Raw genomic sequence first — 14,704 nt, forward strand, 5'->3', positions numbered from 1 at the left:
GGCTCCCCCGTCCCCCGTCAGAAGAGCCGGGCGAACTCCTGTGCCAAAGGCTCCAGTACGTGTGGTGAGTAGGGCAGCGGGAGGTAGACGATCGCGAGTTCGGCGCCCTCGGCCGCGAAGGCGGCAGCGTCGGCGGCGGCTTCGGCCGGATCGCCGGTGAAGCGGACCTGGGCCGAGAGGCGGATCTCCGCGGGATCGCGCCCGATACGGCCACAGTGTTCGAACAGCACCTCGCGTGCCCTGCGGAACTGTGCCGGAGTCCCGGTGTCGAAGTTCCAGTGCTGGGCAAACCTGGCCGCCGTGCGCAGCGTGCGTTTCTCCCCGCTGCCGCCGATGCACAACGGCGGATGAGGGCGCTGAACGGGCTTGGGGTTGCAGCGCGCGTCCGACAGCTCGTAGTAGGCGCCCCTGAAGGTGGTGGTCCGCTTGGGCCCGAGAAGACCGGTGAGCACCTCGCAGGCCTCCTCGAAGCGGTCGCTCCGCTGTCGCGGCGTGCCCATCTCGATGCCGTACGCGCGCGACTCCTCCTCGTTCCACCCCGTCCCGATGCCGAGTTCCAGTCGTCCGTGGGAGATGACATCGAGGGTGGCGGCCATGTTGGCGAGGATCGCCGGGTGACGGTAGTGGATACCGGTCACCAGGGTGCCCAGCCGCAGCCTCCGCGTGGCCTGGGCCAGTGCCGCCAGGCTGATCCAGCCCTCCAGACGCGGTGTCGCGGGGTTCGTGCCGTGCATGGCCTGGAAGTGGTCGGAGGTCCATCCGGACTCGAAGATCTCGATCTCGTCGGCCGCACGCCATACGTCGAGCATGGCCTCCCACGAGGTGCCCTGCGGCGATGTCTTGAAAGCGAAGCGCATCGCGTCAACCTAGCTCAGGGGTAAGGCTGTCGAGGTGTGCTGAGCAGGCGTGGCCGCCTGCGACTGGGCCGTCCTGGGCGCCGTCATGTCGCCGGACGCCACCGTCGGGGCGGACCGGAAGGAGGCCACCGCTCTCCGGTCCGCCCGGACGCGGACGGACAGACACACCTGGCCGCGACCGGGAAGCCGAGCGCCATGCCGCCGGTGGCGACGCCGTGACCGTCACCGCTCGCCTCCCTGGCGAGCGGCCGGTCTCCCCGTAGGGTGGGTCCGTGACCGGCGAGACTGATCTGCAGACACTGCTCAGCGGCATGCGTCCGGAACTGAATCCGGGACGCTATGTCTTCACCATGGCGGAGGGCGGCGTGCCGTCCGGTGTCACCCCGGTGGTGACGGTGGCCGAACAGGAGGGCCTGACCCTCGTCGTGCCCCAGGCGGACGCGGACGCGGCGGGGATGGCGTACGACTACGTGGCCGGATGGATCACCCTGCGGGTGCACTCCGCGCTGGCCGCGGTCGGGCTGACCGCCGCTGTCTCCCGCGCCCTCGCCGACGCCGAGCTGAGCTGCAACGTCGTCGCCGGCTTCCACCACGACCACCTCTTCGTGCCCTACGAGCAGGCCGAGGAGGCCATGGACGTCCTGCGGCAGCTGGCCCGCGGCTCTTCCTGACTCCCTCGAGGACGGCGTCGACGCGGCCCGAGGCAGGGCAGCCATGCCGGTGCGTGCGCGGCACCGTCCTCGACGCCCGGCCGGCGCGTCGTACCCCTGCCCGTGGCCGGGTGCGGCGCCATCGTGCGGCGAAGGGCGAACATCTGGGACCGGCCGCGGTGTACGAGGTCGAGGCGGGCATGGTGGGAGGCGGCCGCGGGACGGCGAAGGCCGCTGGGAGGTACGGCTCGTCGTGCTGCTCCGTGGTCGTTCCCTCCTGCGCCCGGTCGCCGCGGTCGGTCTCCCGCTGTTCCGAAGCCGCCTCTGCGGCCTCGACGTCGTCCGCTGAGGCGGGCACCCGATCACCGGCCGCCTTGACCTTGACCCCGAGGTCAGGGTTTAGCGTTTGGGTGAGGTGAGCGGCATGAGGATCAGTGAGCTGGCGGGGCGGGCCGGGGTGACGGCGAAGGCGGTGCGGTACTACGAGTCGCTGGGGCTGATCGCACCCGAGCGCCTGCCCAACGGCTACCGGGACTACGGCGAGGACGACGTACGCCTCGTACGGGAGATCAGGACGCTCCACCGGCTCGGTATCCCCGTAGAGCGCACGCGGCCGTTCCTCGAGTGCCTGGCGGCCGGACGGGCGCACGCGGACGACTGTCCCGCCTCCCTCGCCGGCTACCGCGAGGCCATCGACGAGCTCACCGAGCGCATCGAGTCCCTGACCGCCCGCCGCGCGACGCTGATCGCCAACCTGAACGCCGCCGCCCACCGGGGCAGTCGCGCCGTACCGCCCGAGGAGAGAGGCACCGGACGCATGGACCACCTGACGCTGCCGGCGGACCTGCCCGTCCCCGAGGACGACGGCGCGGCGAACCACCTCCCGGGCATGGAGGTGCCGGGCCTGGAACTGCTCGACACCGCGGGCCGAATGGTCCGCCTGGACGGGCTCGGGCCCCGGCGCACGGTCGTCTACGTCTACCCCCTCACCGGCCGCCCCGGCACCGACCTGCCGGAAGGCTGGAACTCGATTCCCGGAGCCCGTGGCTGCACGCCCGAGTCATGCGGCTTCCGCGACCACTTCCACGACCTGCTCGAAGCCGGCGCGGGCCGTGTCTACGGGCTGTCCAGTCAGGACACCGACTACCAGCGCGAGGTGGTGGAGCGGCTGGGACTGCCCTTCGACATGCTCTCGGACCCCGCCCTCGGCCTTGCCGACACGCTCGGTCTGCCCACGTTCGAGGTCGAGGGGATGCGGTTGTTCAGGCGCCTGACGCTCGTCCTCCGCGCCGGTGTGATCGAGCATGTCTTCTACCCGGTCTTCCCGCCGAACGAGCACGCCCAGCAGGTGCTGACCTGGCTGCGCGGGAACCCTCTGTAGGTACCGGCACCGGCACCGGCCCTCGTGCCGGGCCGTAGAACGGGTGGAACGACGGGGCCGGCCGCGCGCCACTCCGCGCCGCCAACGCGCTGGCGGCGGCCTGGAGTTGCGGCACCGACTCCTTCGACACGTCATGGCACGACGGCGCCCAGGTCTCCCGGGTACGTCGACTGCTGCGGACCGCCGGGCAGGGACACCACGGGTGCGCCGTCCCCCGGGACGCTGTGGGCGAGTTCGGCGCCGTCGTACGCGGTGAAGGGTCCCATCACGGCATTCTGCCGGGGAAATGGCTGCTTCCGCCTCCCCGGTCTGCCCGGCAGGAGACATCGGAAGAGTGACATGGGGGGAGAACGGCACACGACCGGGCAACGCACAGGGTTCACTCGGTGGAAACCCGCCGGTCCATCCGTATCATCCATGTGTCGGGGGACCCGCAGGACAACTCCCGTTCCCCGCCTGCCGCGACCGGAGGCGATGGGAGCGCACCAGAGTCACGATAGGAGCCACAGATGCCTGAGCCCACCGCCCCCGTCACCGAGTTGACCTCGCAGTACGTCAGCCAGGTGACCAACGACCTCGAGCACAACGTCAAGGAGCAGGAACGCATCACCGCCGAAATCGCGGCGCTTCAGGAGCAGTTGGCCGCTCTGCAGCACGACCAGACGATCCTGGTGAACATGCGGCAGGCGCTCGGTGTCGCGACGTCGGTGGCCACCCCCACCCCGACCGAGGGCGCCGTGGTGCCCGCCCCGCGCAAGAAGACCACCACCCCCTCCGAGACGCGCCGGACGCCGAAGAAGGCGGCCCCGGAGCAGTCCGGGCGCGGGAAGCAGCAGCCCGCCAAGAAGCCCGCGGTGACGAAGCCCGAAGCGACGAAGCCCTCGGCGGCGAAGGTCTCCCCGGCGAAGAAGGCGACCGGCCAGGCCGCCCAGCCCACCCTCATCGAACTGGTCCGCCGCCATCTCGCCGAGCAGCAGGAGCCCCGCTCCGCGGCGGAGGTCTCCGAGGCGCTGGGCAAGGCACATCCGGACCGGGAGATCCAGACCAAGGTCATCCGCACCACCCTGGAGAACCTCGTGGCCCGCAACGCCGCCCAGCGCACCAAGCAGGGCTCGTCCGTCTTCTACACCCTCGCCACCGCAGCCGAGTCGGCGGCGGCGAACGCGGAGGAGTCCCGGCCCGACGCTGCCGAATGAGCCGTGGCGACATCGCCCCGTCCTGCACCGACAAGGGTCGGCGCGTTCGGACGGGGCGACCCGGCACAGCTGACGTGCGGTCGGTTCCGCGGCTCACAAACCTGCCATGGACCTCTGTCGCGTCTGGTCGAACTCGGCCACCGGGTTGCCCCCGGCCTGCCAGGGCCACGCGGTGACGACGCCGCCGATCTGCTCGAAGACGGCACGCGCCTCGGCGCGCCGGTCGGCGGCGACCAGCGAGTAGGCGAGGAGGTTGAGGTCGGCCAGCGCCTTGGCGTGGCGGAGGAACCCCGGCTGGGTCCAGGTGTGTGCCGCGCGGTCGAGGGCCTGCGTGGCCATGGCATGGGACCAGTGGTTCCGTGCCACCAGCGCCTCGAGCCCGCCGCGGTCGAGGATGGCGTGGTACTGGTGGACCTGAGCGGTGAGTTCGGTCCCCACACACGCCGCGTTGGCGGGCATGCGGGCGCGCAGGGTGTCCACGAACTCCAGGACCTGGATGCGCGACCCCGCCTCGTTCGGGCTGAGGTAGGCCAGCATGTTCAGGTAGGCCTCGCGGTTCCAGCGATCGCGTGCGAGCACCTCGTTCCACACCCCGAAGACCTGCGACTGCTCCCGGCGTTCCAGGCGTGCCACCGCGAGGAGGGCCACCCAGGGCGTGGGGTCCTCGGGGGCGAGTTCGGCGGCGCGCAGACAGGTCTGGACGGTGCCGGCGGGGTCTTCCAGGCGCCCCTGTGCGCGGCCCTGCGCGACCTGGGTCCAGGCGTGCAGGACGAGTGCGTCAACGCTGCGGGGCTCGCGCGTGGCCCAGGACCGGGGCAGATGCGAGCCGGCGAGGTATCCCGCCAGGACGTCGATGCGATGCCCCCGGCGGTCCCAGTCGCCGGGCTCCTGCTCCAGGAGGCGGGACATCTGCGCCACACACAGCTCGCTGGTCGCGATGGTGCCGGTCCTGGTGGTCGCCACGAGTGACTTCAGCAGCTTGCCCAGGTCCTGGTCGTCGAGCTCGGGAGCAAGACGGACCCTTCTGCGGCGACTGGAGAGAAATGCCATGCCCGGAGGCTAGGGCGGATCGGTGGGCGCGCAAGGGCTGGGACCGAGATCGTTATGGTTTACACGTACAACTTGCTCATACAACTTTCCTATATTGCGGTCCATGCCCGAGATACAGCTGCTCCGTCCGGCTCACGCCCTCGCGCTGTTCGCGTTCGAGCAGGAGAACCGGGGCTACTTCGCCGCGTCCGTCCCCGACCGGGGCGATGACTACTTCGCCCGGTTCGACGAGCGGCTCCGTGCCCTGCTCGACGAGCAGGAGGCCGGCCTCTGCTACTTCCACGTGCTGGTGGGCGCCGGAGACGAGGTGCTGGGCCGGATGAATCTGGTGGATGTCTCGGACGGCGCCGCCGAACTCGGGTATCGCATCGCGGAGCGTGCCGCGGGCCGGGGGCTCGCCACCTGGGCCGTGCGGGAGATCTGCGGCCTGGCCGCCCACCGCTACGGACTGACGGCGCTGCGTGCCGCGACCACCCTGGACAATGCGGCATCGCGAGCCGTCCTGGCCCGTTCGGGGTTCGCCGTCGTCGGCGAGACCCGGCTCTCCGGCCGCCCCGGTCTGTCGTATCTCCGCAGTCTTGCGGATCTCACCGCTCCGCCGGGTGCAACGACCGCCTAGTCGCGGAACGGGCACAGCATCAGTCCGGCCGCAGGTATCCCTCGGCGGCTTCGCCGGTGTGCCGCGGTACGGCGAAGAAGGCCGGCGCCGCGCAGGCCGCCACGCCCGCTGCCGTGGCCAGTGCGCCGGGAACCGACCAGGTCGCCAGCGGGCCGGCGACCGCCGCACCCGATGCGAAGGCGGTGATCTTCAGGCTGGCGCCAGTGGTGAAGATCTGGCCGCGCAGACGGTCCGGAGCCTCCCGGTGACGTATCGCGAACAAGGCGGTGAGCTGCGGGCCTTCACCGATGCCGGCCAGCAGCAGGGCCAGGACGAGCACCGCCGGGCGGCCTGTCGCCGCCAGGGCGAACGCGCCGGCCTGGACCAGGGCGCCGGCCCAGATGATCGAGTCGGGGGCGACGCGCCGCGGGAACCGTGCCAGTACGGCGTTGGCCATCAGGGCCGAGACGGCCGCACAGGACAGCAGCAGCGCGCCGCGCCCCGCTCCGCCGAGGACACGCTGCCCCAGCATCGGGACGCAGGCCGTCAGCATGCCCTGCGCGGCACAGCACACGACCGAGGCGAGGGTCGCCCGGGCCAGCCGGGGTCTCCCCACGATGACCCGCGTACCGGCGACGAGGTCATCGATGAGCGCGGGGGACCGCGGTTCCGGCACCCGCGCGGAGCGCGTCGGCAGCATCCACGCCGCGGGTGCCGCGGAGCCGATGAGTGCCGCCGACACCACGACGGCCGCCGACGCTCCCAGCACCTCGGCGAGGGCACCGGCGAGGACCGGACCGGACAGGCTCGCCATGCCGAAGGTCATGGCGTCGAGCGCGTCGGCCCGTGACAGCCAGTCCCCGTCGGCCGCCCTCGGCAGCTGGCCCGTCCAGCCGCCCGACAGCGCCGGCCCCAGCAGCCCGGTCAGGACGGCGATCAGCACGGTGACGCCGAGCGGAAGCTGGCCGAGTCCCACGAGGATCACCGCAAGGCCGGTCGCGTACAGGACGAGCGCAGCGGCCAGCAGCCGTCCCGGCCGCTGTTGTCTGTCGAGCACCGCCCCGAGCACGGGGCCGCCCGCCGCCGCCGCGGCCGTGATGCCCGCGAGCAGCGCCGAGGCTTCGGAGGCCGAGCCGGCGACCGCGTATCCGGACAGCATCAGCGCCGGTCCCGACATCTCGTCCCCGACGCGGGCCACGACCGCGCCCCCGAAATAGCGGGCCATCACGTAACGCCTCACCACCGAAGTGACGTTACGGAGGTAACTCAAAACTCCGCAATATACGTTACAGTGCGCTGGTGTCCTCCAGCATCGATGCAGGCGGTGACTGGTCCACCCGGCACTCCGTCCTGACCATGGCCCGCCGCACCGCCGCTCTCGTCAACGCCCTCACCGGGGACCGCCCCGACCCGGGCCGGGTGGCGGAGGTGCTCCTCGCCCATGGCGAGACGGGTCCGGTGGACCTCACCCCCCGGGATGTCTCGGAGATGCGCGAGGCCGCGGGCCGCCTGCGGGAGGTCTTCGCCGCCGAGCACGCCGGCGAGGCCGCCGTCGTCCTCAACCGTCTGCTGGGCGAGCACACCGGGCCGCTCCGCCTCACCTCACACGGTGGCGCCACACCCTGGCATCCCCACCTCGACCGAGACGACGACGCTCCCTGGGGTGAGTGGCTCCTCGCCTCGTCCTGCCTGGCCCTGACCGTTCTGGTCTGGGACCGCCAACTCCCGCCCGGCAGGATCTGTGCCTCGGCCGCATGCCGGAACGTCTTCATCACCCAGGGTCCCGGCCCCGAACGCCGCTACTGCTCCCGGCGCTGCGCGACCCGCGAACGCGTCGCGGCCCACCGGCGCGCCCGCTCCACTGCGTCGCCCGGGTGACCGATCTGCCCGTGCACGTGGCTCCTGGTCGTCACGGCAGCACGCGGACGAACCGCACCGACTCGATGCCGTCGTCGGTGCCGACCCGGTCCCGCTCGAAGCCGGGCTTCTCCGGCCCCGGACCGCCGCCGCGTTCCAGGCCCGCACCGTCGCCCGCAGCCCTTTCCACCAACACCACGGCCCGGCTGCTACGTGCGCCTGCCCCCGCACACCGACCAGACCTCCCGCAGCAGGGCCGGGTAGTCCTCGCCGTACGCGGCGACGCCCGCGTACACCGCGTCGAGAGCGGCCCGCAGCGGGTCGGGCTCGGCGGCGGCGAGCAATGCGGGAACGGCCATGTGCGGCTGCGAGACGGGCAGGGACGCTCCCGGCCCGCCGATCGTGGCCCACACGGTGTACCGCGTCGCTCCCGTGGGCTCGGGCAGCGGCGGTTCGGGCGACGTCGGCGCCGTTGCCCAGTCGGCCGCGGGACCGCACGCTGTCGGCTCGGCCACGGGAATCGGCAGGGACACCTCGTCCCAGGCCGGCGCCGGAGCTTCGAAGGGCGGGCGCTGGGGCGGCACGGCCCGGCCGACGGTCCGGTCCGGGACCCGCGGGTCGGCGTCCAGGGCCCGCCACACCTGGTCCTCGTCGTCGAGCGGCGGTGGCAGCGGCCGGCCCTCGGCGACGGCCGCGAGTCCGGCGGCGATCCAGTCCAGCTGTGCGAGACCCGCCGCCTCGCACGCGCGGCGCGCGGCCAGCAGGGCCACGGCACGCTGTGCGACAGGGCCCGCCTCGTCCACGGCGTGCACGAGCGCCGCGTCGAAGTCGAGCAGGCCGCGCACGTTTCCGTCGACCTCGCGCAGCGCCCGGCTCGGCGCCCGGCCGCCCCACTCCCAGCGTTCGTAGGCCAGTTCGCGTTCTCTCTCCTCCTGCTCCTGCGCGAGGCGGGCCTGGCGCAGGGCCTCGGCACGTTCGGCCGGTGTGGGAGGCGGTGGCAGCCGGCGGGCGTAGTCGTGCCAGTACGCCGCCATCCCCGAGGTCTGCTTCAGAACACGGTCCGGCGCCGGCGGCGCCGGCCAGAACTGCAGGAGATAGGAGTCCAGTTGTGGCTCGCCGTCGAGACGGGTGTCCTCGCCGTTCGCCGCGTCCATGCCCTTGGCGCAGTAGCGGACCCGGTAGTCGGTCTCCTCCAGGTCCAGCTCCCAGGAGCCTTCGCCTCCCCACAGCACGAGCGCGGTGCTGTCCGAGAGCGGCCGGAAGGACACCTCCACGACATCCTCCCAGTACGGGTCCAACGGCGGTGCTTCGTCGTGCACTTCGGCGGTGAAGCCGACGTCACCCGTGTGAAGTCCCGTCGTCAGCCACAGGGTCCCGGGGATCGCCGCGCCGCACAGCCCTGAGCACTGGCCGGCGAACGCCTCCGCGAGGTCCGGGCCGTAGCTGTCCGGATCGCTCTCGACGTAGAGCTGGCCGTAGTGGACATGGACTTCACCTTCGACCGGCCTGCGCACCACCATTACCCCCATCGCATCCGGAAACGGGCCATGTTCTGCACACTACGGCCCGCCACTGACAACGCCGTCCTCCGGGACCTCAGCTCGAGGTCCGTTCGCCGCCAGCCTTCGGCGCGCCTCGCCGGTGAGATGGACGCATGACTTCACAGGCAACCCTTGACGGTAGGAAGGCCCTGGTCACCGGGGGCAGCCGGGGCATCGGTGCGGCGACGGCGCTGCGCCTGGCGCGGCAGGGCGCGGATGTGGCAGTGACCTATGTGCACGGGAAGGAGACGGCGGAGGACGTGGTGCGGGCCGTCGAGGCGCAGGGCCGGCGGGCGGTGGCCCTGCGCGCCGACGCCGCGGACGCGGAGGAGGCGGCCGGCGCGGTGGGACAAGCGGCCGAGGCGCTCGGCGGCCTGGACATCCTCGTGAACAACGCGGCCCTCGGGCTGATGCAGCCGCTGGAGAGTCTCTCGCTCGCCGACGTGGACCGCCTGATCGCCGTGAACGTCCGCGGGATGTTCCTGGCCGCCCAGGCCGCCGCCGCACTCATGGCGCCGGGCGGCCGGATCATCACCGTCGGCAGCTGCATCACCCACCACACCCCGGGTCCCGGCGCCACCCTGTACGCGATGAGCAAGTCGGCGGTGGTCGGGCTGACGAAGGCGCTGGCCCGTGAGCTGGGCGGGCGCGGTATCACGGCGAACGTCGTGCATCCGGGCCCGACCGACACCGACATGAACCCCGCGGACGGTCCCTTCGCGTCCGCCCAGGCGGCTATGACCGCCCTCGGCCGCTTCGGCACGGCCGAGGAGGTGGCCTCCGCGGTGGCCTTCCTGGCGGGGCCGGAGGCGGCGTACGTGACGGGAGCGGAGCTCTCCGTGGACGGCGGGTACGCGGCGTGAGCGAGCGGGGCGTACCGCGTTCCCGGGCCCGGTTCGCCCCGCTCCGCACGGCCCGGGTCATGTCCCGTGCAGTCGGCGTACGTCGTCCTCGTCCCACTTCCTGGTGTCGCGCGGCTGGGTGTAGGGCTCGGCCCCGGGCGGAAGTCCGCCGACGATGGCCCGCTGGCGCACGGTCTCCGCGTCGAACTCCAGGCCGAGGAGGATCGCCAGATTGCTGATCCAGAGCCAGACCAGGAAGACGATCACGCCCGCCATGGTGCCGTAGGTCTTGTTGTAGGAGGCGAAGTTCGCGACGTAGAAGGCGAACCCGGCGGAGGCGATCATCCAGATCGTCAGGGCGAGGACGCTGCCCGGGGTGATCCACCTGAAGCCCTTGACCCTGGCGTTCGGCGTCGCCCAGTAAAGGATCGCGATCATCACCGTGACCAGCAGGACCAGCACCGGCCACTTCGCGATCGACCACACCGTCAGGGCCGTGTCGCCGACGCCCAGCGCCCGACCCGCGTGCCGGGCCAGGCTGCCGGTGAAGACGACGATCAGGGCGCCGGCCACGGCGAGCAGCATCAGTACGACGGTGACGGCGATCCGCACCGGGAGGATCTTCCACACCGGGCGCCCCTCCGGCATGTCGTAGACGGCGTTGGCGGCACGGATGAAGGCGGCCACGTACCCGGAGGCCGACCACACCGCCAGTACGATGCCGACGACGGCCATCACCGAGCCGGTGCCGCCGTGGTTCTGCAGCTGCTCCACGGCCCTGGTGAGGATGTCCCGGGCGGAGCCGGGCGCGAGGTGCCTGAGGTCGGTCAGCACCTTGTCGGTGACCGACCTGCCGGCTATGCCCAGCAGCGAGACCAGTACCAGCAGCGCCGGGAACAGGGCGAGGACCCCGTAATAGGTCAGGGCGGCGGCCCGATCGGTCAGCTCGTCGTCCCGGAACTCGCGCAGCGAGCCCTTCAGCACCGCGCCCCAGGCCCACTTGGGCAGCTGCGCCGGGGTGTCGGGCGCGGCCCGCTCGACCCTCTGGTCGGGCCCGGCCTCCTCCGGCGCCGGCACACGCGGCCGCGGGGCGGCGTCGCGGTGGCGGTGGTCGCGGCCGGGGAGACGCAGTTTCGGCATACCTGGCTTGGGCATACGCGCCGGGTATCCCGAGCCCGCGGTCTCACGCAGGCGGGCCCGCCGGATTCGGCCGTGCATCCCCCGGCGTGCTGGGTACCGGGACCGAGAGGTCCGGCTCAGGGGCCGCACACCTTCGAGACGACTCGGGTGCCGTGGACACGGCACGGCGGTGGACGGCACCGAAGTGGAGGTGACGATGAGGTACGACGAGTTCCTCGCCCGGGTACGCGAGCGCGGCGAGTACGACAGCCAGCACGAAGCGGCGGAGGTCACGGAAGCCGTGCTGAGTGTGCTGGCGCAGCGGATCAGCCCTGGGGAGGTCGACGACCTCGCCTCCCAGCTGCCCGGCCCCCTGGGTCCCCGGCTCGCCGACGCCAAGCAGGGGCAGCCGGAGGGCTTCGGGATCGAGGAGTTCCACCGCCGGGTCGCCGAGCGGATCGGCGGCAGGCCGGGCACGGCCCGGTGGGACACCGGCGCGGTCCTGACCACGGTCGCCGACAGCGTCAGCGGCGGAGAGCTGAACCATGTCCTCAGCCAGCTCCCGTCGGGCTATGCCACCCTGTTCGGCAAGACGGAACTGGCGGACTGAGAGCCGCAGCCTGCGCCGTCGTCGGGGCATGATCGGGCATGTCCCCGCTGTGGTTGACCGCGCCACCGGGGTGGGTTTTGATGTGGCGCATGCCGGGTGCAGCGCAGACGGGTGCAGCAGGGAACGGGGCCGATCCGGTCCTGGCCTTCGCCACCCAGGAGGCCTGGGAGGAGTGGCTGGAGGAGCATCACGCCGGTGTGCGGGGCATCTGGCTGAAGATCCCGAAGACAGGCTCCGGGCAGGAGGGCGTCGACTACGGGCGAGCGCTGGAGTCGGCGCTCTGCTTCGGCTGGATCGACGGGCAGAAGAAGAAGCTGGACGAGCGGCACTGGCTGCAGCGCTTCACCCCGCGCCGGCCGGGCAGCAAGTGGTCGAAGGTGAACCGGGAGAAGGCCACCGAGCTCATCGAGCGGGGCCGGATGCGACCGGCCGGCCTGCGGGAAGTGGAGAAGGCCACGGCGGACGGCCGCTGGGAGGCCGCGTACGCGGGTCAGCGCACGGCGACGGTACCCGATGACCTCCAGGCGGCCCTGGACGCCTGTCCCCAGGCGCGGGACTTCTTCGCGACGCTGGACAGCCGCAACCGGTACGCGATCCTCTACCGCGTCCAGGACGCCAAGAGGCCGCAGACGCGGGCGGCGCGCATCGAGAAGTTCGTCGCCATGCTCGCCGCGCAGCAGAAGCTCCACCCCTGATAGCCGTGGAACGCACTTGCTTCAAGCGCACTTGAACGTCCTAGCGTGTCCTGCATGACGGTGATCGACAGCACCCCCGTGACATCCTCGTCCGTGGACGCCTGCGCGCCCGCGGTGCCGGAGCCGCCTCGGCCCGATGGCCAGGACCGCTACACCATCAGGGAGGTCGCGGCGCTCACAGGGCTTCGCCCGCACACGCTGCGCTGGTACGAGCAGATCGGCCTGCTGCCCCAGGTGGAGCGGTCGCACGCCGGCCAGCGCCGGTTCGACAACCGGGACCTGGAGTGGCTCGCGTGTGTGAGCAAGCTGCGGCTGACCGGGATGCCGGTCGCCGAGATGGTGCGCTACGCCGAGTTGGTCCGCCGGGGAGCGGAGACCTACGAGGAACGGCAGCGGATGCTGGAGCGAACCCGGCGCGAAGTCCTCGCGCGCATCGCCGAGTTGCACGACACGCTCACCGTACTCGATACCAAGATCGACTTTTACGCGGACGCCCGCCGGGCGTCGGAAAGGGCCTGAGCGCCGTCATGGGCAACACCATCGAACAGATCCGCAAGGCCGAACTGGGCACCGGCGGCCCCCTCGTCGGCGTCCAGGGCTTCGGCGCCATGGGCATCAGCGCCGCCTACGGGCAGACCGACGACGCCGCGGCCCGCGACACCCTGGAGGCCACCGTCGAGGCGGGTGTCACCCTGATCGACACCGCCGACATGTACGGCGTCGGCGCCAACGAGGAGTTCCTCGCGCCGTTCGTGGCAGCGCACCGCGACGAGATCACCCTGGCCACGAAGTTCGGCATCGAGTACCGCGCGGACGACCCGGGTTACCGTGCCATCCGCAACGATCCCGCCTACGTCAAGAAGGCCGTCGAGGCGAGTCTGCGCCGCCTGGACGTCGAGGTCATCGACCTCTATTACATGCACCGCCGCGATCCCGGGATCCCGCTGTCCGAGTCGGTCGGAGCCATGGCCGAGCTGGTCCGGGAGGGCAAGGTCAGGCACCTCGGGCTGAGCGAGGTCACCGGTGCGGAGCTGCGCGAGGCGCACGCCGTGCACCCCATCGCGGCCGTGCAGACGGAGTGGTCGCTGTTCAGCCGGGACGTGGAGCGCGGTGTGGTGGGCACTGCCGCCGAGCTGGGGGTCGCCTTCGTGCCGTACTCGCCGCTCGGCCGGGGCTTTCTGACCGGCTCCTTCTCCGACGCGAGCAAGGAACTGTCCGGCAGCGACTTCCGGCAGCTGCTGCCCCGTTTCACCGGCGACAACGCCAAGGCGAACGCCGCTCTGCTCGCCCCCCTGCACAGGATCGCGGCCGATCACGGGGCCACCACGGCGCAGATCGCGCTGGCCTGGGTGCACCAGCGGGCCGAGGTCCACGGGCTGACCGTGGTGCCGATCCCCGGCACCCGCAAGCGCAGCCGCCTGCTCGAGAACGCCCGGGCCACCCGGATCACGCTGAGCGCCGACGAACTGGCCGTGCTGGAGCCGATCGCCGGGCAGGTGGAGGGCGAACGCTATGCGGACATGTCCCTCACATCCGCCGCCCGGGAGTCCCGGGCGTAGCATGCGCCCATGGAGCGGATCTTGGTGGTGGGGATCAGCGGTGCAGGAAAGTCCACGCTGGCCCGCAGTGTGAGCGGTGTACTGAACCTTCCCTACCACGAGATGGACGCGCTCCACTTCACCGGGCCCGGGTGGGCCGTCGACTCCGGCTTCGCCGGGGAGGTGTCGCGCCTGGCGGCCGGACCTCGTTGGATCGTCGACTCGCTCGACTACCCGGAGGTCCGTGACCTGCTCTGGGGCCGCGCCGACACCGTGATATGGCTGGACTATCCCAGACGCGTGATCATGCCGCGCGTCCTGCGCAGGTCCCTGCGGCGCACGGTGACCCGTGAGGTCATCTTCGGCGGCAACAGGGAGACCTGGGCGGGGTGGCTGAGCAGGGAGCACCCGGTCTGGTGGGCCTGGTCCCAGCACGCCGCCAGGCGCCGCGAGATCGAGCACCGCACCCGCGATCCGCGTTTCGCTCCGCTCGAGACCCTCCGTTTCCGCCATCCCGACGACACCGCCGCCTGGCTGGCATCCCTGGGAGCGGACAGGACACCGGAACGGCGGAGCGGGAGAGCGTGAAGCCGGGGGCGAGGAGAGGTGCCCGGAGCGGTCGACCGGGTCCCGGTCAGCGTTGGCTCGAGGTCGGATCCGTTGGGTCCACGCAGGTTCGTATCCTGCCCTCCCCGCACGGCCGAGGCCCGGTGAATGGCCTCCGCCCGCCCCGGAATCCTGACCGGGACGGGCGGGGGCAGCAAGTGGGT

The 14,704-nt window shown here is 71.9% G+C and carries 18 protein-coding genes; 11 read left to right on the plus strand and 7 right to left on the minus strand.

Features of this window, described 5'->3' with window-relative positions; genetic code table 11:
* Positions 1-17: 17 nt before the first annotated feature.
* A complete protein-coding gene (locus tag LMU33_RS05940) occupies positions 18-857 on the minus strand; it encodes an LLM class F420-dependent oxidoreductase (protein ID WP_228617970.1) in 840 nt (279 codons plus the stop codon).
* Between the two features lie 272 nt (positions 858-1,129).
* Between LMU33_RS05940 and LMU33_RS05945 the strand changes: the two genes are divergently transcribed.
* Positions 1,130-1,528 (plus strand): ACT domain-containing protein, encoded by a 399-nt coding sequence (locus LMU33_RS05945; RefSeq protein WP_228617971.1) that lies wholly within the window; start codon positions 1,130-1,132, stop codon positions 1,526-1,528.
* A 403-nt stretch (positions 1,529-1,931) separates the two neighbouring features.
* Entirely contained in the window at positions 1,932-2,888 is a 957-nt protein-coding gene (locus LMU33_RS05950) for a MerR family transcriptional regulator (RefSeq protein ID WP_228617973.1), read from the plus strand.
* A gap of 131 nt (positions 2,889-3,019) precedes the next feature.
* Here LMU33_RS05950 and LMU33_RS41345 read toward each other — a convergent pair whose 3' ends face one another.
* Entirely contained in the window at positions 3,020-3,154 is a 135-nt protein-coding gene (locus LMU33_RS41345; RefSeq protein WP_283844083.1) for a hypothetical protein, read from the minus strand.
* A 243-nt stretch (positions 3,155-3,397) separates the two neighbouring features.
* On the opposite strand from LMU33_RS41345, the gene LMU33_RS05955 reads away from it, so the two are divergent.
* The gene (locus LMU33_RS05955; protein ID WP_228617974.1) at positions 3,398-4,084 is read left to right on the plus strand and encodes a hypothetical protein; all 687 of its coding nucleotides are present in this window, start codon (positions 3,398-3,400) and stop codon (positions 4,082-4,084) included.
* Between the two features lie 93 nt (positions 4,085-4,177).
* On the opposite strand, the gene LMU33_RS05960 is transcribed toward LMU33_RS05955, so the two are convergent.
* A complete protein-coding gene (locus LMU33_RS05960; RefSeq protein ID WP_228617976.1) occupies positions 4,178-5,134 on the minus strand; it encodes a hypothetical protein in 957 nt (318 codons plus the stop codon).
* 103 nt (positions 5,135-5,237) lie between these two features.
* Between LMU33_RS05960 and LMU33_RS05965 the strand changes: the two genes are divergently transcribed.
* Positions 5,238-5,753 carry a GNAT family N-acetyltransferase gene (locus tag LMU33_RS05965; RefSeq protein ID WP_228617978.1) on the plus strand — a complete coding sequence of 172 codons (516 nt, stop codon included), beginning with the start codon at positions 5,238-5,240 and terminating at the stop codon, positions 5,751-5,753.
* Between the two features lie 19 nt (positions 5,754-5,772).
* On the opposite strand, the gene LMU33_RS05970 is transcribed toward LMU33_RS05965, so the two are convergent.
* Positions 5,773-6,957, minus strand: a complete 1,185-nt coding sequence (locus LMU33_RS05970; RefSeq protein ID WP_249813421.1) for an MFS transporter — start codon at positions 6,955-6,957, stop codon at positions 5,773-5,775.
* A gap of 131 nt (positions 6,958-7,088) precedes the next feature.
* Here LMU33_RS05970 and LMU33_RS05975 point away from each other — a divergent pair, with 131 nt between their 5' ends.
* The gene (locus LMU33_RS05975) at positions 7,089-7,610 is read left to right on the plus strand and encodes a CGNR zinc finger domain-containing protein (RefSeq protein WP_228618364.1); all 522 of its coding nucleotides are present in this window, start codon (positions 7,089-7,091) and stop codon (positions 7,608-7,610) included.
* A gap of 31 nt (positions 7,611-7,641) precedes the next feature.
* Here the strand turns inward: LMU33_RS05975 and LMU33_RS05980 are convergent, their stop codons facing one another.
* Both LMU33_RS05980 and LMU33_RS05985 read right to left on the minus strand, forming a co-directional pair.
* A complete protein-coding gene (locus tag LMU33_RS05980; RefSeq protein ID WP_228617981.1) occupies positions 7,642-7,788 on the minus strand; it encodes a hypothetical protein in 147 nt (48 codons plus the stop codon).
* Between the two features lie 10 nt (positions 7,789-7,798).
* On the minus strand, positions 7,799-9,109 hold the full coding sequence (locus tag LMU33_RS05985; RefSeq protein WP_228617982.1) for a hypothetical protein: 1,311 nt from the start codon (positions 9,107-9,109) through the stop codon (positions 7,799-7,801).
* Positions 9,110-9,243: 134 nt separating this feature from the next.
* Here LMU33_RS05985 and LMU33_RS05990 point away from each other — a divergent pair, with 134 nt between their 5' ends.
* A complete protein-coding gene (locus LMU33_RS05990) occupies positions 9,244-9,993 on the plus strand; it encodes an SDR family oxidoreductase (RefSeq protein ID WP_228617984.1) in 750 nt (249 codons plus the stop codon).
* A 57-nt stretch (positions 9,994-10,050) separates the two neighbouring features.
* Here LMU33_RS05990 and LMU33_RS05995 read toward each other — a convergent pair whose 3' ends face one another.
* Entirely contained in the window at positions 10,051-11,112 is a 1,062-nt protein-coding gene (locus LMU33_RS05995; RefSeq protein ID WP_228618365.1) for a YihY/virulence factor BrkB family protein, read from the minus strand.
* A gap of 196 nt (positions 11,113-11,308) precedes the next feature.
* Here LMU33_RS05995 and LMU33_RS06000 point away from each other — a divergent pair, with 196 nt between their 5' ends.
* From LMU33_RS06000 to LMU33_RS06020, 5 genes are all read left to right on the plus strand, one after another.
* On the plus strand, positions 11,309-11,701 hold the full coding sequence (locus LMU33_RS06000) for a DUF2267 domain-containing protein (protein WP_228618367.1): 393 nt from the start codon (positions 11,309-11,311) through the stop codon (positions 11,699-11,701).
* Between the two features lie 89 nt (positions 11,702-11,790).
* Entirely contained in the window at positions 11,791-12,396 is a 606-nt protein-coding gene (locus LMU33_RS06005; RefSeq protein ID WP_228617986.1) for a YdeI/OmpD-associated family protein, read from the plus strand.
* Between the two features lie 54 nt (positions 12,397-12,450).
* Positions 12,451-12,915, plus strand: a complete 465-nt coding sequence (locus tag LMU33_RS06010; protein WP_228617988.1) for a MerR family transcriptional regulator — start codon at positions 12,451-12,453, stop codon at positions 12,913-12,915.
* An 8-nt stretch (positions 12,916-12,923) separates the two neighbouring features.
* Positions 12,924-13,955 (plus strand): aldo/keto reductase, encoded by a 1,032-nt coding sequence (locus LMU33_RS06015; protein ID WP_228617990.1) that lies wholly within the window; start codon positions 12,924-12,926, stop codon positions 13,953-13,955.
* A gap of 9 nt (positions 13,956-13,964) precedes the next feature.
* The gene (locus LMU33_RS06020) at positions 13,965-14,522 is read left to right on the plus strand and encodes a P-loop NTPase family protein (RefSeq protein WP_228617991.1); all 558 of its coding nucleotides are present in this window, start codon (positions 13,965-13,967) and stop codon (positions 14,520-14,522) included.
* Positions 14,523-14,704: the final 182 nt, after the last annotated feature.

It is taken from the genome of Streptomyces barringtoniae, assembly GCF_020819595.1.
Taxonomy (GTDB): Bacteria; Actinomycetota; Actinomycetes; order Streptomycetales; family Streptomycetaceae; genus Streptomyces; species Streptomyces barringtoniae.